Annotated in this window: 24 protein-coding genes; 5 read left to right on the top strand and 19 right to left on the bottom strand. The window is 43.6% G+C overall.

Features of this window, described 5'->3' with window-relative positions; all coding sequences use genetic code 11:
* Positions 1-32 precede the first annotated feature (32 nt).
* The gene (pta, locus tag ACHAL6_RS06500) at positions 33-1,031 is read right to left on the bottom strand and encodes a phosphate acetyltransferase (RefSeq protein ID WP_395269448.1); all 999 of its coding nucleotides are present in this window, start codon (positions 1,029-1,031) and stop codon (positions 33-35) included.
* Between the two features lie 130 nt (positions 1,032-1,161).
* Between pta and ACHAL6_RS06495 the strand changes: the two genes are divergently transcribed.
* The 3 genes from ACHAL6_RS06495 (at position 1,162) to ACHAL6_RS06485 (ending at position 4,425) form a co-directional block, all read left to right on the top strand.
* Complete coding sequence (locus tag ACHAL6_RS06495; RefSeq protein ID WP_395269447.1) at positions 1,162-2,367, top strand: nucleotidyltransferase; 1,206 nt, start codon at positions 1,162-1,164, stop codon at positions 2,365-2,367.
* 153 nt (positions 2,368-2,520) lie between these two features.
* A complete protein-coding gene (locus ACHAL6_RS06490) occupies positions 2,521-3,399 on the top strand; it encodes an SDR family oxidoreductase (RefSeq protein ID WP_395269445.1) in 879 nt (292 codons plus the stop codon).
* Between the two features lie 141 nt (positions 3,400-3,540).
* Complete coding sequence (locus ACHAL6_RS06485; protein ID WP_395269443.1) at positions 3,541-4,425, top strand: hypothetical protein; 885 nt, start codon at positions 3,541-3,543, stop codon at positions 4,423-4,425.
* Positions 4,426-4,516: 91 nt separating this feature from the next.
* Here ACHAL6_RS06485 and ACHAL6_RS06480 read toward each other — a convergent pair whose 3' ends face one another.
* From ACHAL6_RS06480 to ACHAL6_RS06450, 7 genes are all read right to left on the bottom strand, one after another.
* Positions 4,517-5,008, bottom strand: coding sequence for a CarD family transcriptional regulator (locus ACHAL6_RS06480; protein ID WP_395269442.1), 492 nt, complete (start codon positions 5,006-5,008; stop codon positions 4,517-4,519).
* Between the two features lie 304 nt (positions 5,009-5,312).
* The gene (locus ACHAL6_RS06475) at positions 5,313-5,870 is read right to left on the bottom strand and encodes an ATPase (protein WP_395269440.1); all 558 of its coding nucleotides are present in this window, start codon (positions 5,868-5,870) and stop codon (positions 5,313-5,315) included.
* Positions 5,870-6,367 (bottom strand): pantetheine-phosphate adenylyltransferase, encoded by a 498-nt coding sequence (gene coaD / locus ACHAL6_RS06470; RefSeq protein ID WP_395269439.1) that lies wholly within the window; start codon positions 6,365-6,367, stop codon positions 5,870-5,872. Before coaD ends, ACHAL6_RS06475 begins: the two co-directional genes overlap by 1 nt.
* 9 nt (positions 6,368-6,376) lie before the next feature.
* Positions 6,377-6,961, bottom strand: coding sequence for a 16S rRNA (guanine(966)-N(2))-methyltransferase RsmD (rsmD, locus tag ACHAL6_RS06465; RefSeq protein WP_395269437.1), 585 nt, complete (start codon positions 6,959-6,961; stop codon positions 6,377-6,379).
* A 13-nt stretch (positions 6,962-6,974) separates the two neighbouring features.
* Positions 6,975-8,996 (bottom strand): ATP-dependent DNA helicase RecG, encoded by a 2,022-nt coding sequence (gene recG / locus ACHAL6_RS06460; RefSeq protein ID WP_395269436.1) that lies wholly within the window; start codon positions 8,994-8,996, stop codon positions 6,975-6,977.
* 42 nt (positions 8,997-9,038) lie between these two features.
* Positions 9,039-10,679: a DAK2 domain-containing protein gene (locus ACHAL6_RS06455; RefSeq protein ID WP_395269434.1), complete on the bottom strand. Its 1,641-nt coding sequence runs from the start codon at positions 10,677-10,679 to the stop codon at positions 9,039-9,041.
* Between the two features lie 195 nt (positions 10,680-10,874).
* On the bottom strand, positions 10,875-11,222 hold the full coding sequence (locus ACHAL6_RS06450; protein ID WP_395269433.1) for an Asp23/Gls24 family envelope stress response protein: 348 nt from the start codon (positions 11,220-11,222) through the stop codon (positions 10,875-10,877).
* 269 nt (positions 11,223-11,491) lie between these two features.
* Between ACHAL6_RS06450 and rpmB the strand changes: the two genes are divergently transcribed.
* Complete coding sequence (gene rpmB / locus ACHAL6_RS06445) at positions 11,492-11,683, top strand: 50S ribosomal protein L28 (RefSeq protein WP_207598228.1); 192 nt, start codon at positions 11,492-11,494, stop codon at positions 11,681-11,683.
* Between the two features lie 178 nt (positions 11,684-11,861).
* On the opposite strand, the gene ACHAL6_RS06440 is transcribed toward rpmB, so the two are convergent.
* The 11 genes from ACHAL6_RS06440 to priA form a co-directional block, all read right to left on the bottom strand.
* Complete coding sequence (locus tag ACHAL6_RS06440; RefSeq protein ID WP_395269432.1) at positions 11,862-12,497, bottom strand: thiamine diphosphokinase; 636 nt, start codon at positions 12,495-12,497, stop codon at positions 11,862-11,864.
* Entirely contained in the window at positions 12,494-13,147 is a 654-nt protein-coding gene (gene rpe / locus ACHAL6_RS06435; RefSeq protein WP_395269430.1) for a ribulose-phosphate 3-epimerase, read from the bottom strand. The genes ACHAL6_RS06440 and rpe overlap by 4 nt, the downstream gene beginning before the upstream one ends.
* Positions 13,141-14,004 (bottom strand): ribosome small subunit-dependent GTPase A, encoded by an 864-nt coding sequence (rsgA, locus tag ACHAL6_RS06430; protein WP_395269428.1) that lies wholly within the window; start codon positions 14,002-14,004, stop codon positions 13,141-13,143. Before rsgA ends, rpe begins: the two co-directional genes overlap by 7 nt.
* A 135-nt stretch (positions 14,005-14,139) precedes the next feature.
* Positions 14,140-16,062, bottom strand: a complete 1,923-nt coding sequence (gene pknB, locus ACHAL6_RS06425; RefSeq protein ID WP_395269426.1) for a Stk1 family PASTA domain-containing Ser/Thr kinase — start codon at positions 16,060-16,062, stop codon at positions 14,140-14,142.
* Complete coding sequence (locus tag ACHAL6_RS06420) at positions 16,059-16,781, bottom strand: Stp1/IreP family PP2C-type Ser/Thr phosphatase (RefSeq protein WP_395269424.1); 723 nt, start codon at positions 16,779-16,781, stop codon at positions 16,059-16,061. Before ACHAL6_RS06420 ends, pknB begins: the two co-directional genes overlap by 4 nt.
* A gap of 19 nt (positions 16,782-16,800) precedes the next feature.
* A complete protein-coding gene (gene rlmN, locus ACHAL6_RS06415; protein WP_395269596.1) occupies positions 16,801-17,826 on the bottom strand; it encodes a 23S rRNA (adenine(2503)-C(2))-methyltransferase RlmN in 1,026 nt (341 codons plus the stop codon).
* A gap of 175 nt (positions 17,827-18,001) precedes the next feature.
* A complete protein-coding gene (rsmB, locus tag ACHAL6_RS06410; RefSeq protein ID WP_395269423.1) occupies positions 18,002-19,318 on the bottom strand; it encodes a 16S rRNA (cytosine(967)-C(5))-methyltransferase RsmB in 1,317 nt (438 codons plus the stop codon).
* Between the two features lie 11 nt (positions 19,319-19,329).
* On the bottom strand, positions 19,330-20,019 hold the full coding sequence (locus tag ACHAL6_RS06405; RefSeq protein ID WP_395269421.1) for a zinc metallopeptidase: 690 nt from the start codon (positions 20,017-20,019) through the stop codon (positions 19,330-19,332).
* Entirely contained in the window at positions 20,019-20,954 is a 936-nt protein-coding gene (gene fmt / locus ACHAL6_RS06400) for a methionyl-tRNA formyltransferase (protein WP_395269420.1), read from the bottom strand. Before fmt ends, ACHAL6_RS06405 begins: the two co-directional genes overlap by 1 nt.
* Before the next feature lie 5 nt (positions 20,955-20,959).
* Positions 20,960-21,472, bottom strand: coding sequence for a peptide deformylase (def, locus tag ACHAL6_RS06395; protein WP_395269418.1), 513 nt, complete (start codon positions 21,470-21,472; stop codon positions 20,960-20,962).
* A gap of 24 nt (positions 21,473-21,496) precedes the next feature.
* Complete coding sequence (gene priA, locus ACHAL6_RS06390; RefSeq protein ID WP_395269417.1) at positions 21,497-23,680, bottom strand: primosomal protein N'; 2,184 nt, start codon at positions 23,678-23,680, stop codon at positions 21,497-21,499.
* 191 nt (positions 23,681-23,871) lie between these two features.
* Between priA and ACHAL6_RS06385 the strand changes: the two genes are divergently transcribed.
* The coding region (locus ACHAL6_RS06385; RefSeq protein ID WP_395269416.1) for a DUF3221 domain-containing protein at positions 23,872-24,524 on the top strand (653 nt) is incomplete at its 3' end.

The following is a 24,524-nucleotide window of genomic DNA, read 5'->3' as shown; positions in this document are numbered from 1 at the left end:
TCCGATTCCATCCTTTATATCTTATTTTTTTATTATGCGTTCTGAGCCTGTACTGCTGTAATTGCTACAACATTGACAATATCTTCCACGCTGCATCCTCTTGAAAGGTCATTGATCGGTTTTGCGAAGCCCTGACATATAGGCCCGATGGCATCAGCCCCTGCAAGTCTTTCCACAAGTTTGTAACCGATGTTTCCTGCCTGGAGGTCAGGGAATACAAGCACATTGGCTTTGCCTGCCACTGGTGATGAGGCTGCTTTCTTCTTTCCGACCGCCTCCACGATGGCTGCATCCAGCTGAAGTTCTCCATCAATCATGAAATCAGGTCTCATTTCCTGCGCCTTCTTTGTCGCTTCTACTACCTTCGTCACCAGTTCGTGCTTTGCACTTCCATAAGAGGAGAAGGAAAGCATGGCTACCTTAGGGTCGAATTTCATCAGCTTTTTCGCTGATTCGGCTGTAGCAACTGCAATGGCTGCAAGTTCATCCGCATTGGGATTCGGATTCACTGCACAATCCGCAAACAGCATCTGTCCGTCTTCTCCAAAGCTCTTGTCCTTCAGAAGCATAATGAAGAATGAGGATACCACACTGATCCCAGGGGCAGTTTTAATGATCTGAAGACCTGGTCTTAAGAGATCTCCGGTAGTATGCACCGCACCGGATACCATACCATGCGCGTCATCATTCTTAACCATCATGGTTGCGAAATACATAGGATCCAGTACAATGTTTTCAGCCATGGACTCCGTGACACCTTTCTTCTTTCTCAGCTCATATAAACCTTCTGCATATCCTTTTGTTCTTTCTGAAGTTGCAGGATCTTCGATGGTGATTCCTTCGATGTTGACACCGAATTTCTTTGCGTTGGCCTCAACTTCATCTCTGGCCCCTACTAGAATAACCTCAGCTATTCCTTCAGAATGAATGATCTGCGCAGCCTTCAGGTTTCTTTCTTCATTACCTTCAGGGAGCACGATTTTTTTCAGGTCACTTTTTGCAAGTTCCTTCATCTTGGACACAAAATCCATAATATTCTCCTTTCATCTCTACATTAACTTTTTAAACAACATACCTTATAATATAATACATCTTTATAACTGTTCTTTTCAAGTCGAAAGCGCTAAAATGAAGTAGAAATACAATAAGGAGTATGCACTTATGAGAATAGCCGCTATTATCTCGGAATATAACCCTTTCCACAAGGGACATGAATATCAGATCAGAATGACCAGAACGGACGGAAAAGCCACTCACGTCATAGCGCTCATGTCCGGTAACTTTGTACAGAGAGGACTCCCCGCCATCATAGATAAATACAGAAGAGCGGAAATGGCTCTTCTGGGAGGAGCTGATCTGGTACTGGAGCTTCCCGGCGTCTATGCCCTGTCATCGGCTGAATTTTTCGCGGAAGGATCCATCAGAATTCTAAACGCACTCAACGGGGTGCACCTTCTATCTTTCGGCTCAGAAGAAGGAAGGCTTGATATCCTGAACACCATCGCTGAAATCCTTGCACATGAACCTGATGAATATAAGGAGCTGCTGAAAGAAGAACTTCAGCGCGGGCACTCCTTTCCCAAAGCAAGAAATCAGGCTCTTAAGAAACTTCTTCCTCAGATAGATATGGATTTCATTCAGAACCCAAACAATATTCTCGGCGTGGAATACCTCAAAGCAATGAAGAGAACAGGATCGAAAATCCAGCCATTCACAGTTCAGCGGATCGGAAAAGGCTATCACGACCTGGAACTGAGTGAAGAGGAATACGCTTCCGCTACAGCATTAAGAAATGAAATCCATAACAATGAAAGCATTGAGGGATTTGTTCCAGATAAGGTCTTCGAGTATATAGAAGAGCTGAAGAAGAGGAATTATCCCTTTATTTCCGATGAAGATTTCAAGGATTTCCTGATCTACAGGCTCATCACCGAGCATCACTCTTTGATCCGCATACAGGAAGCAAATGAAGGACTCGACAACCGGATCCTGTCACATCTTAATCACCTGAAAGAAGGTTCACTGGAATCATTCATTGATGAGATCAAGACAAAAAGATATACGCGCACAAGAATCTCACGAATCCTTATGCAGTTTCTTCTAGCTTATGACCTCGAACCTATAGAAACACTCCGCAGGCAGACACCGGAGACTGTGAAAATTCTCGCACTCAATGAGAAAGGGCAAGAGATCCTTGCAGCCCTGAGAAAAGACAAGGAAATCGGACTCGAGCATAATTTCGGTCGGAAACTTGATCCGTTCCAGAAGATCGATCAGAAATCTTCCCTGATTTATGCCATGAGAAACCCCGCCTATGATCCGCAATGGGATTTCAAAGGGTTCAGAGATCCGAAGTCACTAAGATAGAAAAACCGTCGGGGCATACCCGGCGGTTTTTTCACAGAATCTTAAAGCTATTTCAACGACTGCTTCATAAGTGCATTCTATATTGGACTAAATGCAGCAACTCAATGAAAAGCAAAACCCAAAGATACTGAACAGATCAAGGAGGTAACGCAGATGAAATACGAGCTAAAGGATCATGATATGCCCCGTGATGAAGAGATCAGAGACCAGAATATGGATTCAGTGGATGAGTCTGAAATGGATCCTGAACCGATATATGATAACCCGACCCATAAAGGATATGGAAGACTGAAAGACAAGGTAGCCATCGTGACAGGTGGAGACAGCGGAATCGGTCGGGCGATTTCGGTCGCCTTTGCCAAAGAAGGTGCTGATGTGGTCATCATCTATTACGATTCAAATGATGATGCCGATAAAACAAAGAAAATCATAGAAGATTATGGTTCGAAATGCATCCTCCTGAAGGGTGATCTGGGGAAAAGCGGTTTTTCCAGAGAGATTATAGAAAAAACACTGAGAGAATTCGGCAGCCTCGACATCATCGTCAACAACGCCGCCGAGCAGCACCCACAGAACTCTCTGGAGGAAATCACAGACGATCAGCTGGAGCGTACCTTCAGAACCAATATATTTTCCATGTTCTATCTGATACGCGAAGCTCTTCCCCACCTGAAAGAAGGTGCATCAATCATCAATACGAACTCCAACACATCCTTTGTTGGGAATCCCAGACTGATCGATTACTCCGCAACCAAAGGAGCCATTTCCTCATTCACGCGCTCGCTTTCCCTTAATCTGGCTTCAAGAAGAATACGGGTGAATCAGGTTGCACCAGGCCCGATCTGGACACCACTGATCCCTTCCACCTTCAGTGGTGAGGATGTCGAGAATTTCGGAAAGAATGTTCCTCTTGCAAGACCCGGGCAACCTGTGGAACTTGCTGAAGCATATGTTTATCTCGCTTCTGACGGATCAACCTACATGACTGGCCAGACCCTTCATGTCAATGGCGGAGAGATTCTCAACGGCTGAATAAACGTGAACCAGGGAGCAGACATCTGTTCCCTTTTCTTCATGTTAACTTACATATAATAGGTTACATTTACTTTATTATATGGTATAATTAACCATATAATAAATAGGAGGAAAGGTAATACTTTACCATGATGAACGATGAATTATAATGAAGCATACGACAAACTGCTGGGCTATCAGGAAGATATCCTGGTGCTCAAATCCAAACTCAGCGACAACCGGAAGCAGCTCGAAGAAAAAAACAGCCAGCTGAAATCATTTCTGCAGATCATGAAGAAGGAAAAGAAAGATGTGGAAGCATTGGAAGGTCTTTCCATCTCGTCGATTCTCTCTAAAATCTCCGGATCCTATGATGAGAAAATCGATAAGGAATCCGAAGAATATCTCCTTGCGAAAATCAGATACGATGAAATGAATACAAGCATGATGAACCTCAAAAAAGAAATGGAACGTCAGCACAGTGAAATCCGGAACCTTGAGAAAGAACACGCGGAACTGAAAGCCCACATCCTCGTATCCTATCCCGAAGGAGTCGCTTTATCTCAGGAAATCGAAGCGAAGAAGAAAGAACTCTTCTATGTGAGAAAAGAAATCGTAGAGGCGATCAAAGCTGTGGAAAATGTGACCGCTCTCTCTTTAGAGGCTGAGAGCAAACTCTCCAGCGCCAAAAGCTGGTCCACTTATGACACCTTTTTTGGTGGTGGAATCATTGGTGATCTCGTGAAGTACTCAAGACTGGATGAAGCCAATCAGCATATTGCTGAAATCAACTCAGCTGCAGATATCATGCAGAAAGAACTTCAGGATGTGGATCTGGCCATTGAGAACAAGATGGAGCACATAGGGGGAGGAGAAAGATTTTTCGATATCGCCTTCGATAACATCTTCTCGGACTGGAGCATACGAGGAAAAATCACCTCGAATCTCGAGCACATTCAGAACTTTCTCTCCGAACTTCGATCCATCAGTGAGCACCTTCGAGGGAAGATGATCGAGATTGACCGGGAACTATCCAATCTTTAATCTCTCCGCTTATTGCAAGCAGAAAAAAATGACAAGCGGCTTCTCCGTTTTACAGGGAGAGGCCGCTTGTCTTCTTGTTCTGATCTGCTATTTAAAGAAATTTCTTTATATACGGAATCACATCATCCACATCCATGTCCAGCGCTACGGAGAATTCTCCGCTCAGAAGGTTTGTTGCTGATTTCAAGATCATATCATCACTGGATGACAGCTTCTTTCCTTCTTCCTTTTTTTCCAGCTTTTCATCTGCCAGCGCCTTGATGAGCAGAAGCCATGATTCACTGTCCCCGGATTTCAGAAGTTCATTATACTCCCGTGCTCTCTCCTTGGCGTCATCAATCCAGTCAATCTGCTTGTCCTTCATCTGACTCAGCAGCTGCTCCGCTTCTTCTTTCGAAATGACTTTTCTCATGTTGATATCTTTATTCATAATCGGAATCATGATGATGGAGTCTGTTTCCTTGATTGGACTGAGTATGTAATATTTTCTTTCCTTGTTGTAACCTTCTTCATCACGTCGAATATCTGTAACTTTGCAAGCTCCAGTTAAACCATACATGACATAATCATTAATTTCGAACATTAAATTACCCCCTTGCGCAAAACATCAGGTTGCAGACCATATCACTATCCACAAAAAGAACGTATACGAGAGATTTCAGTGGACCAGCTTTTATATCATTCACCAATCAAATTGTTATTCTAAATATATTCTGTATTTTAGTGTTATCTCCCAACAATACTATTATATCAAATTTTGAGAAAAAAATGAAGTTTTAGACCATTTAAATTTACACAACAGAAATGATTTCCATACATAGCAGAAACTCCATGAAAAGATTCGGCTCTTAACATGGAGTTTCTGCGGTTGAAATTGCATTGATCTGCTATTTCATTTCTCTCAATTCTTTGATGTTCTCTTTGATTGTATTGGATGTGGTATTGAAATTCTTGTTGTATTCCTGAACGAATCCTTCAAAGAGATTTTTGAAATTCAACATCATCTGCTGATTCTTTTCCTTGATCTCAGAATCCAGATCTGACAGTAGTGAATCCGCATAATCCCTTGCAGATAATTTAACCAGTTTCGCTTCTGTCTGAGCCTTGTTTATGATTTCCTGCGCCTTTATATTCGCTTCCTTTACAATATCATGGTTATCCACTTTTTCTCTCATCATTCGATCCACTTCCGCTTTGGTTCTTTCATATTCCGTTTTCGCTTCCGTAAGAATACGATCTTTTTCACTCAGAACCCATTGCGCTGTTCTCAGATCTTCAGGTATCACCTGAACGATTTCATCCAGAATGTTCACGATTTCTTCCTTATCAACCATGACCTTCTTAGAAAACGGCATCTTGGAGCCATCATCTATAATTTCCTGCAGCACTTCTACAAGACCAGTAATCTCGATTCTTCTTGATGTCACTTCATAATTTTCTTTCATTAAACTACCCCTCCATCGATTCCAACTTTTTTATAGATGTCCTGAACAATATCTCCTGGAACAAAATTCGATATATCCCCCTTAAAATGCAGAATCTCCCTTACAGAAGAAGAGCTGATATAAGAATACTCCGTACTCGCCATCAAGAGTATTGTTTCCACGCGGTCTTTTGAAAGTTTTCGATTCATATGTGACATCTGAAGCTCATAATCGAAATCCAGTCCTACGCGAAGACCCTTCACGATTATTTTCGCATCAATGCTTTCCATGAAGTCAATCAGCAGACCTTCAAAACTTACTACTTCAATATTATCATATTTCTCTACCAGTTTACCAATCATACCAACTCTCTCGTCGATTGTAAACAGGCCTTTCTTATCAACATTCTTCAATACTGCCACAATCAGCTTATCAAAAAGCCTGGATGACCGTGTGATGATATCCATGTGTCCTAGGGTGATCGGGTCGAAACTTCCTGGATAAACAGCGATTTTCATATTATCTCCTCATATTCTCAGCTGATAGAATCCCAGTATGGTCTTTCCGTACTTTCTTTCATCTATCAGTTCATATTTTCCATCGGGCTTATAAATACTTTCATCTTTATCGTATTTAGATACAATCACTCCATTTTCTGATAGAAGATCATATTTCTCGATGAGCCTGATGGATTCTTCCACCATATTATTCAGATAAGGCGGGTCTACAAATATTATATCGAACTTTTCTCCATTAGACCCTGAACTTTTTATGAATTCGTAGGAATCTTTATGATATGCCTTGCATGAATCCGTGAAACCCAGAAGATTAATGTTTTCCACAAGAATATCATAGGTCTCTTTGAATTTTTCGGTGAGAATCACTGTATCCGCTCCTCGACTTGCACATTCAAGCCCAAGACTCCCCGTACCGGCAAACATATCCAGTACTCTTGCACCATAGATCTTAGGATTGATGATATTGAACATGGACACTTTCACTCGATCAAGAGTAGGTCTTGTCGCTCTCATTTCACCTTTTTGTGTAATTCTGCCTTCATTCCTGGGTGAGAGCAGTTTCCTCCCCTTGGCAGTACCTGAAATTATTCTCATTTGCTATTCTCCTCTAATTCAGACAAATAAAATTCATGCTTCTGGAAATCTTCTTCAGGAATTCATTCTTCATTCTGATTTCTTCGGGATGTTTCCCGTTATATACTTTTTTCGCATAACTGTTCGCTTTCAGAAAAAGTTCGTAGTCCATTGCAAGGTTAGATAAGATGAGTCCGGAGTGTCCGCTCTGGTTGACACCAAAGAGCTGTCCGGTCCCCCTTTGCTTCAGATCCTCCTCGGCTATGAAAAAACCGTCATTGCTTTTCACCATGATCTCCAGCCTTTCTCTTGTGATCTGACTTTTGATGTTTGCCACCATAATACAGTAGGACTGATATTCGCCACGTCCTACGCGCCCTCTTAGCTGGTGCAGCTGAGCAAGACCGAATCTCTCCGCATTTTCGATGACCATGACACTGGCATTGGGCACATTTACCCCTACCTCAATTACAGTCGTTGCAATGAGAACCTGAATTCTCCCATCCTTGAAGGACTCCATGACCTGATTCTTTTCCTTTGAAGTCATTTTACCATGCAGGTACCCCAACCGTATACCCTTAAGATGACCTTTGGAAAGTTCGTCATATAATCCTTCCACGGAATTCAGCTCCCCGTTTTCGTCAAGGTCTATGAGGGGTGTAACGATGTACGCCTGCCTTCCGTTTTTCACTTCTTCAAGAACCTTACTATAGCACGCTTTCCTCTTTCCCTCATCCAGAAGAACCGTTTTAATCTCTTTTCTTCCCTTTGGCAGCTCATCTATGACCGACAAATCCAGGTCGGAATAGATGGTAAGCGCCATGGTTCTTGGAATTGGTGTTGCACTCATGACGAGCACTTCAGCTGTCTTGCTCTTATTGATAAGCTTTGCTCTCTGATTGACGCCGAACCGATGCTGTTCATCCGTGATGATCATTCCCAGTTTTGTGAAATTCACCTTTTCCTCAATGAGTGCATGGGTTCCGATCATAAGCAGCGGTTTTCCGGCACCCAGATCCTCTGATATTCTCAGGCGATCCGACTTCCTGGTGGATCCGGTCAGGAGCTCCACATTAACGCCCATAGGACCAAGCAGCTTTACCGCTTCTTCATAGTGCTGTTTCGCCAGGATTTCAGTAGGAGCCATGAATGCGCCCTGATATCCGTTTTCGATGACATTGAAGAGTGAAATCAGCGCAACAACGGTCTTGCCTGATCCCACATCTCCCTGGAGAAGGCGATTCATCGGAAAAGTGCGCTTCTGATCTTTCAGGATTTCACGGATGACTCTGTTCTGAGCCTCTGTCATGTTGAAGGGAATCTGCTCTTTCAGCTCTTTCAGTCTCCTGCTCATGCTGAAGGAGATGCCTTCTTCATTTTCCAGTCTTCTGGTCTTGGACAGCATGATTTTCATGGAATAGGAAAACATCTCCTGGAATTTCATCCTTTTCAGTGAATCTTCCAGTTTTCTCTCATCTTCAGGAAAATGAAGACTTCTGACCGCCTCGTCCAGAGAAATCAGGTCTTCCTCTTCAAGAATCTGCCGGGGAAAATTCTCATTGATGATGACCCGCTCAAGAATCTGCCTGACCAGTTTTTTGATCAGTGTTCCTGTGACTTTCCCTTCTGAAGAATATACCGGCACAATCTCCTCTTTGTCCTTGTTGATCACCGGATTGATGCATTCGATGTTCTTCCCTTTTTTTGTGAACTTTCCCTTCAGTTCATATTTTTCGCCGATTTTATAATTATTGGAAACGTATGGCATATTGAAGAACAAGGCTTTCAGCTGACCGAAATCTGTGGAGAAATAAATGGTCGTCATGGTTTTTCCGGTGCGCGTCCGAAAAGGCTTTGTGATGCGGACCGCTTCCGCTTCCAGCTTCACTTTATCCATTCCGTTGAAATAAGTATCATCCGCCTCATGGTATGTATCATATGCACGAGGAAAATAAAGAAGAAGATCCAATAGGGTCACGATGCCCATTTTTTCCAGCTGTTCTTTCGTTTTTGCTCCAACCCCTTTCAGGGTGCCCACGGAATCGTAAATATCCATATAATCCTCCTAAAAAAAAGAAGGCCGAAGCCTTCTTCAAATTTATTCCACCGCGATGATAAAGTAGTACAGAGGTTGTTTCCCATCTACACTCATAACATCCAGGTCTTCATACTTTTCTTCAAGAAGCTCTACAAGTTCATTAAACTCTTCTTCTTTCACATCTTCACCATAAAACAGTGTGATGGAGGAACTTTCTTCGTCCACCATGGATTCAATGAGCTCTTCCACAAGAGGATACAGTTCTCTTTTCACCAGTTTGATCTTGTTTTCGATCAGTCCCAGATAGTCTCCCTGCTTGACCTCTTTTCCCTCAATTTCAGTATCTCTGACTGCATAGGTCACCGATCCGGATTTTACGGTTTTAAGACTTTCCATAAGCGCATCATAATTGGCTTCAGCATCCGCTTCCGGATTAAAGGTCGTCAGCGCCGCTACACCTTGAGGAATGGTTTTTGTGGGAATCACATAAACTTCCTTCCCTGAAATCTCCTTCGCCTGATTAGCCGCCATGATAATGTTCTTGTTGTTCGGAAGTATGAAGACATACTCCGCATTCGCTTCTTCTACAGCCTTGACGATATCCTGGGTGGAAGGATTCATGGTCTGTCCCCCGGATATCACAAAATTCACACCGAGGTCATGGAACACATCCTTGATTCCGTCCCCCATGGATACAGAGATGAACGCATATTTTTCCTTCTCCTTCTGCGCAACCGGCTGAACCGCTTCCGCTTTCACTTCTTCGTGCACATCTGGTGTTTCCTGAAGATTTCTATGCTGCTCTCTCATATTCTCGATCTTGATTTTTGTCAGCTCTCCACGTTTTGCCGCTTCAGCAAGAACCAGCCCCGGATTATCGGTATGGATATGAACTTTCGTGATGTCGTCATACCCCACATAGACGATGGAATCACCCATGGTCTCAAGATAGTCTTTGAATTCTCCGTTATCCGGTTCTGACAGAACGATAAATTCAGTACAGTAGCCGAATGTGATTTCTGTGTGTGTGTCTCTTGCCGCAACATACTCATCGAAAGACTTCTCTTCCAGTTTTTCTGCCATCTGGAAGCCGCTTTCCAGCGCTTCGTACATTCCCTTAAGAATGATGAGAAGCCCCATGCCACCTGAATCCACAACATTCGCAGCTTTGAGCTGCGGCAGCAGGTCTGGAGTTCTCTGCAGTGTTTCATCCGCATAGGCTACGATTTTGCTCATCAGATCTGTCATGTCATCTGTATGATACTCCGTAGCTTTCTCTCCCACTTCTCTTATAACTGTCAGTATAGTTCCCTCAGTCGGTCTCATAACCGCTCTGTACGCAGATTTTGAGCCTTCCAGGATACTCAGGGCGAATTCATAAGGATTCACTTCCTCTTTGCCTTCAAGCCCTTTCGCAATTCCTCTGAAAATCTGAGAAAGAATGACCCCAGAGTTTCCTCTGGCTCCCATAAGTGCTCCTTTCGCCATGATCTTGGATACTTCTCCTATGGAAGCGGATTTGCTGCTCTGAATTTCCTGAACAGCAGCTGTAAAGGTCATGGACATATTTGTGCCTGTATCTCCATCAGGAACAGGGAAGACATTCAGTGAATCCACATATGCCTTTTCATTTTCCAATCTGATGCTCGCATTGGTCACCATATTCAAAAAATGCTGTCCATCGATTTTATTGTATTTCATACGATATTCCTCCTGCAAAATATGGACAATATCAAAGATGCCCACGCCATTTATACTCAGTAAATCAAACTTTAATAAAACCCTATAATTAGGGTTTTATTCATAAAATATTAAACCAATCCTTATTATACTAAACCGGATAACTCAAAATCAAATTTATCTAAGAATTTCTTAATAAAAATTAAGAAATTCCGGTTAGAATCGAACTCCCTCAATATTCACGACAATATGATTCACTTTCAGTCCAAGATAGTTCTCTACATTGTATCTTACTTTCTTGATGATATTATTGGCGATGACCGAAATCTTCGTGCCGTATTCCACAACTACAAACAGATCGATGGACAATTCGTTGTTTTTCGCATTGATCTTCACACCCTTATTCAAGTGCTCTACTCTGATGAGTTCCCATAGACCATCTTTGGTGTTTTTCGAAGCCATACCTACAACACCATAGCATTCCATTGTGGAGAGACCTACCACGTTTGCAATTACATCTTCTGAATATGATATATGTCCTTGTTCGTTCGTTAATCCTATCATGAAATTTCCTCCTCATTCCCTCTTTGCGTTTTCAATTATACATTTACTTGACCCTGCGGGACGTTCGTGTTCCTTTGCCGATTGACGAACAAAGGTCTTATCCCTATAATGATATTATATTTTTGAACATACTTCAATATAAACAAATTAAAGGCTAAAATTATGTTGCATTACCGTCATCAGTTATGATAGAATGGTATCTGTTCAAAACAAATAATATTTGAAAAGCTTTTGAGATGATTTGATCTCTCAGGAGGAGGTGTATTTTAATGGCAAGAAAATGCGATATCTGTAATAAAGGTGTAGTAGCTGGTGTACAGTATTCTCATTCACACAGACAATCTAAGAGAACATGGGCACCAAACCTAAAAAGAGTACGTGCTGTTGTTAACGGAACTCCCCAGAGAGTTAACGTTTGTACAAGATGTCTACGTTCCGGTAAGGTAGAAAGAGCAATATAACAGAGCAAAGAATTGTAGCTGGTCTTTCAGACTGGCTATTTTACTCTGAAAAAGAGTTACTATAGATTGAAGAAATTCAGTTTATAGTAACTCTTTTTTTGTTCGAGAAAAATGAACCGGCGATTGATTCACTTCTATACGAATCAATCGCCAGTTCATTTTTTATGGGAACAGCCTATCAATCTTTCGTCATGAAAACCATCAGAATCCCTTCTTGGAAGGTAACCGAGATATACTTCTCCACAAATTCATTGGAAACATTCATAGAATCGCCCAGGACAAGTTCATAATCCCATAAAGGGTACTTTACCCCTTTGACGCCAAAACCTTTTACAGGACCTCTAAAGGCCTGAAAAGAGATATAGTCTCCAAATTCCTTTTTAATGATTCCTGGCTTATCCATCATGAAGATCTTATTATGATCATCCATGATGAACGCTTTTACACTTCTGCGCAGCGCTTTCTCCAGCAGTGACAGGTTGCCGATGAAGTGATCCAGCCTGTTTCCTGTACATCCCAAGAGAACAATCTCATCCGGTTTCTCCTTGAATGCCTCTTCAAGAGCCGCCTCTGTATCCGTGAAATCCTTCACCGTATCATACCGTATAACTTCTGTCCTGCCTTCGAAGAAACGCAGGGTCTCCTCTGTGATGGAATCGAAATCCCCTAGAAGCACATGCGGCGTGATTCCATTTTCCCTGAAAAACTCTGCGCCGCTGTCCACCGCAATGATTCTGCAGGTATCGTCATACAGAGATTCATAAAGAGACAGGCTCGGCTTCTTCCCTCCTGAAACAATGATCACTTTCTTCATTTCAGCGCTTCCCTTAAGACCTCGATATTCCTTCTGATTTCTCCGTTCTTATACACCGCAGATCCTGCGACAACAACATCCACTCCTGCTTCTACAGCTGATCTGATGGTGTTCTCCGCAATTCCTCCATCAATTTCTATCAGAAGATCCGGATTCATCTTATTTGCCATTTCTCTTAACTCTCTCACCTTGTCCAATGTGTATGGAATGAAACTCTGCCCTCCAAACCCTGGATTCACAGACATGATGAGCACCATATCCAGCTTAGGCAAAATAGTGCTTAATACAGAAACAGGGGTGGCAGGATTCAGTGTGATGCCCGCTTTCAGCCCTCTCGCCTTGATTTTTTCAATGGCTCTGTCTATATGTGTTTCCGCTTCATAATGAAAATTGATCAGATCTGCACCCGCATCGGCGAAAGCGTCAATGTAGCTGCTGGGATTCACAATCATCAGATGAACATCAAACAACTTATCGGTCAGAGGTCTGATCGCCTTCATTACAGGTATACCGAAACTGATATTCGGAACAAAGGACCCATCCATGACATCTATATGAATCCAGTCCGCTCCAGCTTCTATCGTTTTCTCAATATCTCTACCCAGATCAGCGAAATTCGCTGACAGGATGGATGGTGCAATTTTTACCATTTTCTCTTGTTCTCCTCAAATAATTCATTATAGTATTTGACATAATAATTATATCTCGCTTCGGAAATGGTCTTACCCACTTCTTCTTTCACTTTACAGCCAGGTTCGCGGTTGTGGTTGCATCCATTGAACCTGCATTCCCCTTCATATTCGTAGAATTCAGGAAAATAATCCTTCAGCTCCTCCGCTTCCATGGTGAAATCCATGGTGGAGAATCCAGGGGTATCTACCAGGAGAGCATCATTGATTTCAATAAGTTCGCTATGCCTTGTAGTATGTTTACCTCGATTCAGCCTTACAGATATAGCACCCGTTTCCATCGTTTCATTTCCTGAAAGCTTGTTGAGAAGTGTAGACTTCCCTGCCCCGGATGGACCACACAGCACTGTAATGTGATCTTTCAGCTGCGCATAAAGATCGTCGAGCCCCAGTCCTGACTTCGCTTCAATAAAATAGATCGGATAACCGGTTCCCTTGAAGTCTTCTCTGATTCTATTCATCTCATCTTGTGTCGCCAGATCGCTTTTATTGAACACCAGCACCGGCTCGATATGCTTCATTTCCAGATAGACCAGAAACTTGTTCAGCAGTTCGAAATTGATATCCGGATTCCGAAGCGCAAAAACCACGTACGCCTGGCTGATATTGGCCACAAAAGGCCGCATAAGCTCGGATGTTCTTTCGTGGATCTTATCAAGCGTATTCCCTTCCGGTGCCGCTATGACAGTTACACGGTCCCCTACCATAGGTGTCACATTGTTCTTTCTGAATATTCCTCTGGCCTTGCATTCCAGAACGCCTTCACTGGTTCTCACATAATAGAACCCGGCAATTCCTTTGATAATTATACCTTCCATTGCATCATTCCTTTACTCGTTTTGATTGCTACCCTCATTATAAACCATTTCCAGGCAATTGTTTAACCAAAAGATGATTTGCGCATGAAAAACCAGTGATAAAGGTTAATCCCTTATCACTGGCTGATGACAGTATTATGGTGCAGGTGTTTCCACCGGTTCTTCAGGCTCTTCCGGTTCTTCTACAGGTTCTTCCTGTTCCGGTTCACCCAGAACGCTCACCGTTGTTCCATACCCCACAGTGTTTCCACCCGAAGGTGTAACTTCAACAACGATATCCCCGTTCTGCGTACCATCCACCAGTTCAGGTTTCAGGTTCAGTCCTCTTAAGATATTCATAACTTCACCTGCGGTTTTTCCGATGAGATTGGACGGAATGGTCACTTCAGTATATTCGTAGACCGTGATATTGACCTTTGTTCCTTCTTTCACTTCGGTTTCCTTTGGAATGCTCTGCTCCACTACTCTACCGCTCTGCTCTTCGCTGCCAGTAGGCTGTTTCGTGACTGTGCCAATGGTGAGACCAATGGCTTCCAGCAGCGCCTGCGCTTCTCTTTCTGTTTTTCCAACCAGATCCGGAACATTGGAAAGAACAATTTCCGGCCCTCTTGACACCAGCACATTCACTGCACTTCCCTTAGGCATGGACATATTCACCATAGGATCCTGACTGATGATCTCACCTTGCGGAACGGTATCGCTATAGTCCTCATTCACCGTACCAAGAATGAATCCGTTGTTGCCAAGGACGATTTCAGCGCCTTCCAGCGTGCTTCCGGTTATATCAGGCACGAAGAGTTTTTCTTCGCCTGCACTGAGGATGACTGATATGGTCACACCTTTCTTCACCATGGTGTCCATCTCCGGAATGCTTCGTAAGACCGTGTCCACGGGCTGATCCGATGTTTCTGTGGACTGGACCTCATAAACAAGTCCCAGTGCTTCCAGTTCCGCTTCCGCTTCCGCGCTTGTCATACCGACAAGATCCGGTACTGCAACTTCTTCCTCTTCGGCAATTACAGATGGGTCATCATTGGAACGGCTGAAAACAGCATCTCCGATCAGCGCACCGGCTACTACCACAAGTATCATCGCAAGTCCTATTATAAGTCCTTTCTTTTTGCTGTTTGATGGTTTTTCATCGTCATAAATATCGTTCTTCATGGCAATCCTTTCTGGTACAACCGCACCCATAACTTGTGTATTTTCTGTATTGTCACTTGAAACTCGTTCAAGTCTTTCTCCATTCATGAGGGTACGAAGATCCATCATCATATCCTCTATTCTCTGATATCGGTCTATGGGATTCTTGGCTGTAGCTTTCAGAATCACCTTTTCCAGTCCATCACTGATTTCAGGATTATCCTTCTTCGGTGACGGTAGAGGTTCCTGCATATGCTTCAGCGCAATGGTGATAGGGCTTTCCGCATCAAAAGGAACTTTCCCGGTAGCCATCTCATACATTACAATACCCAGGGAATAAATGTCTGATCTTCTGTCAGTCATGTTTCCTCTTGCCTGTTCAGGAGAGAAATAATGCGCTGAACCGATGATTTTCCCGGAGTTGGTGATGGTTGCGGAATCGGAATGCTTTGCTATGCCGAAATCCGTGACCTTCACCAGATCGTCCTTGGTGACGATGATGTTATGCGGTTTGATGTCACGATGTATGATATTGCTGTTGTGTGCTGACTCCAGCGCTCTTGCAATCTGATAGGAGTAATTGAGTATTCCTTCGTTGGAAAGGCTGCCCTGTTCTCTGATTATTTCTTTCAGCGTCTTCCCCTTCACGTACTCCATGACGATATAATGGATATTCCCTTCACTTCCTACGTTGAAGATGTTCACAATGTTGGGATGGGAAAGAAAAGCCACCGCATTCGCTTCCTGCTTGAACCTTTCCAATATGTCTTTGTTTGTTGAAAATTCTTCTTTCAAAACCTTAACCGCATCATATCGGTTCAGATTCAGATCTAAAGCTTTATATACTACTGACATGCCGCCTTGAGCAATTTTCTCAGTGATTTCGTATCTGCTTCCTAAAATTCTACCTATCATTTAAGCGCTTCGCCTCCAAATATTACTAGCGTTATATTATCTTTTCCGCCTCTTTCCTTGGCTATGTCCGCCAAAGAAGCAATCGAATCCTTTTTGTTTTCATGGCTAGTCACTTCATTCAGGATTTCTTCATCGGAAAGATAATCTGTCAGTCCGTCCGTACACAGGACGAAAATATCATCCTTCTCTGTATTCAGTCTATATGTATCCACAGCTACATCAGCGTTAGTTCCCACAGCTCTAGTAATAATGTTCTTATTGGGATGATGCCTGGCATCATTCTGTCTGATCTTCCCGGAATCGACAAGCTCCTGCACATAACTATGATCTTTGGTGATCTTCCTGATTTCATTGCCTCTTATGATGTAGAGAGAACTGTCTCCTACGTGGGCTATATCCAGCTTACCGTCATAGGATACCGCTGTTGTGACAGTTGTACCCATCCCGCTCATTGTCTTCTCTGAAGAGGATCGCTCGAAAATCTTCCGGTTCGCCTCTTTTATCGCTGAAACCAGCGCCTCGACAGGGGATTCATGAAGATCATGTTCCATGGCTTCGAGAATCGTGTCCTTGGCCATCTTGCTTGCAACTTCTCCGGCATTATGCCCACCCATACCATCGCAGATGATAAACAGGTTAAAATACTTTCCCTCGAGAACACCGAAGGTATCCTCGTTCAGTTCTCTAATATTTCCGATATCAGAAATCCTTTCTATCATAACAGTCTCCTTGCACAAGCTACTTGTTCTCCAGATAGCTTCTTCTTAATTGCCCGCAGGCGGCATCGATGTCAGATCCCATCTCTCTTCGCACTGTAGCCTCAATGCCGTGGCGAATCAGAATATCCTTGAATCTTTGGATGGATTCGTTGGATGAAGGCAGATACAGCATCTCTTTGATCGTATTGACCGGAATCAGATTCACATGAACCTTCATCCCCTTCAGCAGTTTCGCCAAAGCTTCCGCATCCTCTTCACGATCATTCGAACCTTTCACGAGAGCATATTCGAATGAAACTCTCCTGCCTGTCTTGCTCATATAATATTTTACACTATTTAAGATGTCATGGATACTATATTTATTTGCTATAGGCATGATTTGCTTTCTTTTCTCATCTGTCGTTTCATGCAGCGAAATCGCCAGCGTGATCTGCAGCTGCCTGTCGGCCAGCTCATTGATCCTGTCCACCAGTCCGCAGGTGGATATGGTGATGTTGCGATGAGAAAGATTCAGTCCTTCCTTTGCATGGATCAGGTCGAGAAATTTCATCACCTGATCAAAATTATCCAGCGGCTCTCCCGAACCCATGAGTACTACATGGGAGATCCTCTCACCTACCAGTACGGAGGATGCGATCACCTGGGAAAGAATTTCACCTGCGCTCAGATTTCTCACCATGCCGTCTTTTGTCGATGCACAGAACGTACATCCCATTTTACAGCCGATCTGGGATGAAACGCATACTGAATATCCATAGTGATACTTCATGATCACCGTCTCTATGATGTTCTGGTCTTCAAGAAGCATCAGCATCTTCACTGTTCCATCTTTGGATATTCTCTGGTCCAGGACCTTCGGGAGAGTGACTCTGAAATGTTCCTTCAGCTTCTCTCTGGCGCTTGTATTCACATTTTTCATCTCATCGATGTCTGTGACTCCCTTATACAGATAATCATAGACCTGCTTCGCTCTGAATGCGCTCTCTCCATGGTCTTTAAACCAGGCTTTGAGCTCATCCAGAGAATAATCAAATATATATTCCATCATTACTTCCTTTTCTTGTGTTTCGTCACCGGAAACATGTTCTTCCTGTCAAAAACGTTTTTTATAAACATGGACATTTTATCATAAAAAATGTTAAATTTCTTTAAATTATTCTTAGTATTTCAAAAAAGACCTCTGTATCAGCCATTTCCAACATCTACAGAAGTCGTGAAAATTATTTTTTTCTTACTCTGCTGATGAAAAAACCGTCCATGGTCTTCCCTGGCAGTATGGTGAGAAAGCCTTCTTCCGTATACTGGAAATGATCCTGTTCCCCCAGTTCAACCGGAACTGGAGTGAACTCAGGATGATTTTCCAGAAACCATCGTATGTTCTCCTCATTTTCCATCTTATTCAGTGTGCATGTGGAATATAGAAGAATGCCTCCCGAAGGAACATAGCCTGCGGCTGTTTCAAGCAGTGCCCGCTGAATCTTCACAAGCTCATTCAGCTCTTTCAGATTCTTCGTGTACTTGATTTCCGGCTTTTTTCTGATGATGCCAAGGCCTGAACAAGGCGCATCCAGCAGCACATTCGCACTCTCACTGTAGGAACTGAGGTAATTCAGACCATCGTTGATTTCCACTTGAATGGATTTCAGACCCAGTCTTTCCTTGTTTTCTTCAATGAGCTTCACTTTGCTTTCATAGATGTCAAATGCATGAACTTCCGCTTCATCGCCTGAAAGCTCCGCTATGTGCGTCGTCTTCCCTCCAGGCGCAGAGCACAGGTCCATGTAATTTCTGTTTTCTTCCACAAGCAGTGGCGCCACCAGCATGGAACTTTCATCCTGCACCGTAAGAACACCCTGCTGAAACAGCGGATTGCTGACTACAGACTTTCCGCCTTTCACTTCGATGCCATAGGGTGAAATCGCGGTTTCACGTGCATCATACCCCAATTCAAGCAGCCGCTCCAGCGCTTCCTCTCTTGTCATCTTCAGTGTATTCACCCGATAGGTGATCACAGGCCTTTCATTCAGACCCGCAAGAATCTTCTTATAGGCTTTTCCGTACTGCTCTTTGAAAAGTTCGATCATCCAGACCGGAAAAGAGAAGTTGAAAGAGTCTTTCTCCATGTTCGAACCGAACTCCATTTTCTCATCCTGTGTACGAAGATATCCTCTCAATACACCGTTGACGAATCCGGAAGCACCTCTGGACTTCTTCTTGGTCAGATTCACCGCTTCATTGAGTACCGCATAGGGTGGAATCCGATCAAGATATTTCATCTGATAGATCGAAATCCTTAAAATATTCAGTACATCTTCCTCTATTTTCTTCAGCGCGATGGAGGAGTTTTTCTCGATGATTTTATCGATGGCGAGCAGGTATTTTAATGTTCCGTAGATGATTTCGGTGACGAGCCCTGTATCTTCTTCTTTCAGATCGGCAGAAGAAAAGGCATGATCCAAAGCGATGTTTGAATATGCCCCCTGATGCAGAACTTTACCTAACACATCCACAGAAACTTCTCTGGCGTTGGTAACCATATTTTTATCTCCTATCTTCTTCTATCACGAATAATCAGTAACCTTACAAGGGTCATGATGGATGAGAACGCTGCAGCCACATATGTAAGCGCCGCCGCATCCAGTACTTTTTTCGCCTTGGGCACTTCATCTGCTGTCAGAATCTGATAGTCCCCGAGTACTGCCAGCGCTCTGCTGGAAGCATTGAATTCCACCGGCAGTGTGAAAAGCTGGAACATCACAACCAGAGAGAACAGAACGATTCCAAGACTGATCATACCCGTGAAGCCGAATATCAGTCCGATGATGATGATGATCATGGAAAACCTTGAACCGAAGGAGGCGAAGGGCACCATGAAGGATCTCAGTTTCAGCGGTCCATAGTCCACCTGATCCTGAATGGCGTGTCCCGCTTCATGGGCGGCAACACCAGCGGATGCGATGGTCGGTCTGCTGTATACATCTGATGATAGGCGCAGCACTTTCTTTCTAGGGTCATAGTGATCCGTCAGATTTCCTGCCACTCTTTCGATGACAACATCCTGAAGGCCTGAACGGTCCAATACCATTCTTGCTACTTCAGCGCCGGTCATACCGCTCTTGAGCCCTTCTCTAGAGTAGATATTATAAGCGCTCTTGATTTTACTCTGCGCATAGATCGATAAGATCATGGCTGGTATCAGTAATAGAATCGTTGGATCCAAACCATATGGCATTAGCATTAATCAACACTCCTTTCAAATTTCTTCACTGTGATTTCATTTCCGTTGAGAAAATCTCTCACCAGCATGGGTTTCTTTCCCGGATACTGCAGTTTCAGGATATGGAGGACTCCATCGCCCGTTGCCACCTGGATTCCCTTTGGTGTTACCTCAAGGATGGTTCCTGGTTCACTTCCATTTCCCTCCAGCACCTCGGTTTCCAGGATCTTCACTTTGTTCTCTTCGATATAGGAAAAAGCTCCTGGTACAGGAGACAACCCTCTCACAAGATTATGAATCTCCCTGGCGGACCTGTTCCAGCTGATTTCGCAGGTTTCCTTCGTGATCAGTGGTGCATAGGTTGACGCTTCATGGTTCTGTTTTCGAGGTGTAATACGGCCCTCTTTCAGGCCTTCCATGCTTTCAATGAGAAGCTTTCCTCCACGACTGCTGAGCAGATCATGAAGCTTTTCCACATTCATTTCATCATCCAGCGGAACTCTGTCTGTCAGAATCATATCCCCCGTATCCAGCCCTTTATTCATGAGCATGGTGGTGGATCCACTTTCCTCATGTCCTTCAATGAGCGCGAAATTCAGCGGGGCCGCACCTCTCAGTTTAGGGAGCAGACTGGCATGAAGATTGATGCTGCCATATTTCGGAATGGAGAGGACTTCTTCACTTAGAATCTGACCATAGGCAACCACGATGATGAAATCCGGTTCCAGACTCTTGATTTCTTCAATGACCTCCCGATCATTTCTCAGTTTCAGAGGCTGAAGCACTCTGATATTTCTTTTCAGCGCCTCTTCCTTCACAGGAGAGAACTGAAGCTTCTTCCCTCTGCCTTTCTGCTTGTCCGGCTGTGTCACCACCAGGTCCACGCCGTAACGGTCATCCATCTCTTTCAGGGAAGGAACCGCAAAATCAGGTGTTCCCATAAAAACAACTTTCAAATTCATTACTCCTTCTCTGTGTAGGTGAGACTCACCAGAAGCTCTTCTTTCTGCTCTTCCGGTTCAAAATCTTCGTCCACTTCCACAAGTTTATCTGTAAACAGTACTCCATCCAGATGATCCAGTTCATGCAGGATGCATCTTGCAAGAAGATTTTTCGCCTCAATGATGAACGCTTCATTCTTCTCGTTCATGGCCTTCACTTTGACATATTCGGGTCTGCTCACCACACCAGTCTCCCCTGGAATGGACAGGCATCCTTCCACGTCAAGATATTCTCCTCTGGTTTCAAGAACCTCAGGGTTCACAAAGCAGAGTCTTATATCACCGATTCCTACAGTGAATATTCTCTTCAGAATACCAACCTGCGGGCCGGCAAGCCCTATGCCGTCTTCACTGTCCATGGTGTTGTACATGTCCTTCACCAGGGTCTGAAGCCTCGGCGTCATCTCCTTTACAGGTTTTGCCACTTTTCTCAGTACACTGTCCGGTACCAATCTTACTTCTCTTAATGCCATTTCTTTTCTCCTATTTCTTTAAATTTACATCATACTGTTCGGATTCAGATCCATGCTGACTTTGATGTCTTTATACACCGACTTCATCTCATCCTGGATGAGATTTCTGATTTCCAGTGCCGTCTCATCATGGATCTCTCCTTTTATGAGGACCTGCCATCTGTAATTGTTCTTGATTTTCGAAATAATGCACGGGCTGGGTCCTAATAGAATTATATTATCATATTTTGTCAAATGTTTTCTTAAAACTCCACCAATAGATTGTATATTTTTGATTAATAGTTCCTCTTTCTCGGAAGTGAAAACCAGATAGAAAAGTCTTGAAAACGGTGGATTATTCAACGCTTCTCTCATTTCCACTTCTCTTTTGTAGAATCCCTTGTAATTATGGGACTGAGCCGAAGTGATGGCGAAATTATCCGGACTGTAGCTTTGTATGATCACTTCACCAGGCTTATCGCCTCTTCCAGCACGCCCGGCCACCTGGGTGATGAGCTGAAATGTCTTTTCGGAAGCCCGATAATCCGGCATATTCAGTGACAGATCCGCCGCAAGAACACCGACCAGCGTCACATCCTTGAAATCCAGCCCTTTACTGATCATCTGCGTACCGATGAGTATGTCACATTCATTGTTTTTGAAATCATTGTACATGAGCTCATAGGAATTCTTCTGCCTTGTGGTATCTCTGTCCATTCTCATGACTCGGGCATCCGGGAAGAACTTCCTTACGGATTCTTCCACTTTTTCCGTCCCCGTACCAAACTGCTTGATGTATTTCGACTGACATGCAGGGCAGGTTTTGGGCAGATGCTTTCTCGCACCGCACTGATGACACATGAGAGAATTATCCCTGTGATGGGTCATGCTGATATCGCAGTTCTCACATTTGAATACATAGCCGCATGATCTGCAGGACACAAAGGTGGAAAAGCCTCTACGATTGAGAAACAGTATGATCTGCTCCTTCTTGTCCAGCCGATCTTTCATTTTCCCCAGAAGTGTTCTCGAAAAAATGGAGCGGTTGCCGCTCATAAGCTCGTCCCGCATATCCACGATTTCCATAGAAGGGAGTACACCACTGGTAGCCCTATTATGCAGAGTAATCAGTTCTATTTCGTTTTTCTCTGCACGATGGAAGGATTCCACGGAAGGTGTAGCTGAAGCCAGAACCAGCTGTCCCGCCTTCTTATCCATCATGTGTTCTGCCACTTCCTTGGCATTGTATTTCGGATTCATCTCTGATTTATAGGTGCTTTCATGTTCTTCATCTATGACCACAAGCTTCAGGTTTCTGAAAGGGAGAAACAGCGCAGAACGTGCCCCTATGGCAATCTTCACTTTTCCGTTTCTTACTCTATGCCACTCGTCATATCTTTCTCCATCACTCAATCTGGAATGGAAAATGGTGATGTCTTTTCCGAATCTCCCCTTGAATCTTTCGATCATCTGGGGTGTCAGACTGATTTCCGGTAGGAGGACGATGCTGTCATACCCCTTTTCGATGTTCTGTCTTATAAGCTCAAGAAAAACTTCTGTCTTTCCAGAGCCTGTAATTCCATGAAGCAGATAAGTTCCCGGTGCACTCTTTATTTTTTCCACAGCATAGCGCTGTTCTTCATTCAGATTTTTGGCTTTGTAAGCCTCATACTCTTCTATATTGTAGCGATAGTCATTTTCACTCATGACGGATAAGAATCCGTGCTTGAGCAGTGTGTTCACGGAACTTACGGAAAATCCTGCTTTGGACAGATCCGCTTTGATGAGTTTCCCCTGGTTTGCTTTAACATGGTCCAGGATGGCTCTATACTGCATCTTATCGTATCGTCCCTCCGCTTCTTTTACATAGTACAGTTTTTCGCTGGTTTTGTATTTCATGCCACTGAGAATCCCTCTTGGTATCAGAAGCTTGATGACATCCAGATAGGAGGCGAGATATTTTTTTCTTAAGGTCTCAATGAACTCCACCTGATCTTCATCAAAATAAGTTTCCGGATAAGCACTTTGAATCTCCTTCAGCCTGGAGACTCCTTCTGGCGCTTCTTCCGATATCCTCATGACAAACCCGTCTATTCTCTTATTGCCCTGACCAAAGGAAACCTTGACTCTTTGACCTACAGAAACCCTCATATTTTCAGGCACGCTATAAGTGAAAATCCGATCCATGGACAGTGCTTCATTATTTACAACTATGCCAGCATACGACATTCTATCACCACCTTCATAACCAATTAATTATAGCATCAATCCACATGCTGTTCCATCATCCAATTCCCGCGCTGCTTCTTTCTCATTGAATCCTTCTTATGTAAGCATTCTGTCACATAAGCCTTGGCGGACTGTGGTATAAAATAAGAAAAGAGATTGTATCTTCAATTTCACAGTAAGGAGGATCCCACATGGACAGAGGTGACAGTTCAAAAAAATACATTATTCTGGCTCTCCTGATCTTCATCATTTCCGCCGTTTCTTTATATCAGCTTTTTCTCAAAAATGAACCTTCATCCTTGTATGAGGGAACCATCATCAGTCTCACAAAAAGTGACGATGGTTCATCCATGTTAGTGGACGGAAGTTTCATGAACAACGGCCAGGATGAGGCTACGGAAGGTGTGATCCGTTTCACCCTGACTGACAGCACCATTATTCAGACGGATCACGCTGAGGCTGCATCAGAGGATCTGGCAGTAGGGAATCTGGTGAGAATCGAAAGCTCCGACACATTGCGGACCAGTTATCCGGCTCAGGGAGATGCGGAAAAGGTGACAATACTTTCTGAAGTATCCACTGAAATCATCATAAAAGGTGAAATCATGGAAGTATCCACAGATGATGCTGCTGCCCTCACATTTCTGGTACAAGGTGAAGTGACCGGATATGGGGCTGAAAGTGAAGTTTATGTTCGCGTTCCGGAGCATGCATACACTTCACATGATGCGGAAAAGCTTTTTTCCGTCGGAAACAGAGTGTTCGTGGTCATTGATGGTCCGCTGGCTGAAAGCTATCCCATGCAGGGTAGCGCTTCCTCTGTGATCCAAGTCGATGAGAACTG

It is taken from the genome of Proteiniclasticum sp. C24MP, assembly GCF_043951855.1.
Classification (GTDB): Bacteria; Bacillota; Clostridia; order Clostridiales; family Clostridiaceae; genus Proteiniclasticum.
This window is presented reverse-complemented; position numbering and strand designations above follow the sequence as displayed.

Coding starts and splice junctions, on each gene's coding strand:
- pta (WP_395269448.1), bottom strand. CDS start 1,031: ATGGATTTTGTGTCCAAGATGAAGGAACTTGCAAAAAGTGACCTGAAA.
- ACHAL6_RS06495 (WP_395269447.1), top strand. CDS start 1,162: ATGAGAATAGCCGCTATTATCTCGGAATATAACCCTTTCCACAAGGGA.
- ACHAL6_RS06490 (WP_395269445.1), top strand. CDS start 2,521: ATGAAATACGAGCTAAAGGATCATGATATGCCCCGTGATGAAGAGATC.
- ACHAL6_RS06485 (WP_395269443.1), top strand. CDS start 3,541: ATGAATTATAATGAAGCATACGACAAACTGCTGGGCTATCAGGAAGAT.
- ACHAL6_RS06480 (WP_395269442.1), bottom strand. CDS start 5,008: ATGTTCGAAATTAATGATTATGTCATGTATGGTTTAACTGGAGCTTGC.
- ACHAL6_RS06475 (WP_395269440.1), bottom strand. CDS start 5,870: ATGAAAGAAAATTATGAAGTGACATCAAGAAGAATCGAGATTACTGGT.
- coaD (WP_395269439.1), bottom strand. CDS start 6,367: ATGAAAATCGCTGTTTATCCAGGAAGTTTCGACCCGATCACCCTAGGA.
- rsmD (WP_395269437.1), bottom strand. CDS start 6,961: ATGAGAATAATTTCAGGTACTGCCAAGGGGAGGAAACTGCTCTCACCC.
- recG (WP_395269436.1), bottom strand. CDS start 8,996: ATGGATATTTACGATTCCGTGGGCACCCTGAAAGGGGTTGGAGCAAAA.
- ACHAL6_RS06455 (WP_395269434.1), bottom strand. CDS start 10,679: ATGAAATACAATAAAATCGATGGACAGCATTTTTTGAATATGGTGACC.
- ACHAL6_RS06450 (WP_395269433.1), bottom strand. CDS start 11,222: ATGATAGGATTAACGAACGAACAAGGACATATATCATATTCAGAAGAT.
- rpmB (WP_207598228.1), top strand. CDS start 11,492: ATGGCAAGAAAATGCGATATCTGTAATAAAGGTGTAGTAGCTGGTGTA.
- ACHAL6_RS06440 (WP_395269432.1), bottom strand. CDS start 12,497: ATGAAGAAAGTGATCATTGTTTCAGGAGGGAAGAAGCCGAGCCTGTCT.
- rpe (WP_395269430.1), bottom strand. CDS start 13,147: ATGGTAAAAATTGCACCATCCATCCTGTCAGCGAATTTCGCTGATCTG.
- rsgA (WP_395269428.1), bottom strand. CDS start 14,004: ATGGAAGGTATAATTATCAAAGGAATTGCCGGGTTCTATTATGTGAGA.
- pknB (WP_395269426.1), bottom strand. CDS start 16,062: ATGATAGGTAGAATTTTAGGAAGCAGATACGAAATCACTGAGAAAATT.
- ACHAL6_RS06420 (WP_395269424.1), bottom strand. CDS start 16,781: ATGATAGAAAGGATTTCTGATATCGGAAATATTAGAGAACTGAACGAG.
- rlmN (WP_395269596.1), bottom strand. CDS start 17,826: ATGGAATATATATTTGATTATTCTCTGGATGAGCTCAAAGCCTGGTTT.
- rsmB (WP_395269423.1), bottom strand. CDS start 19,318: ATGGTTACCAACGCCAGAGAAGTTTCTGTGGATGTGTTAGGTAAAGTT.
- ACHAL6_RS06405 (WP_395269421.1), bottom strand. CDS start 20,019: ATGCTAATGCCATATGGTTTGGATCCAACGATTCTATTACTGATACCA.
- def (WP_395269418.1), bottom strand. CDS start 21,472: ATGGCATTAAGAGAAGTAAGATTGGTACCGGACAGTGTACTGAGAAAA.
- priA (WP_395269417.1), bottom strand. CDS start 23,680: ATGTCGTATGCTGGCATAGTTGTAAATAATGAAGCACTGTCCATGGAT.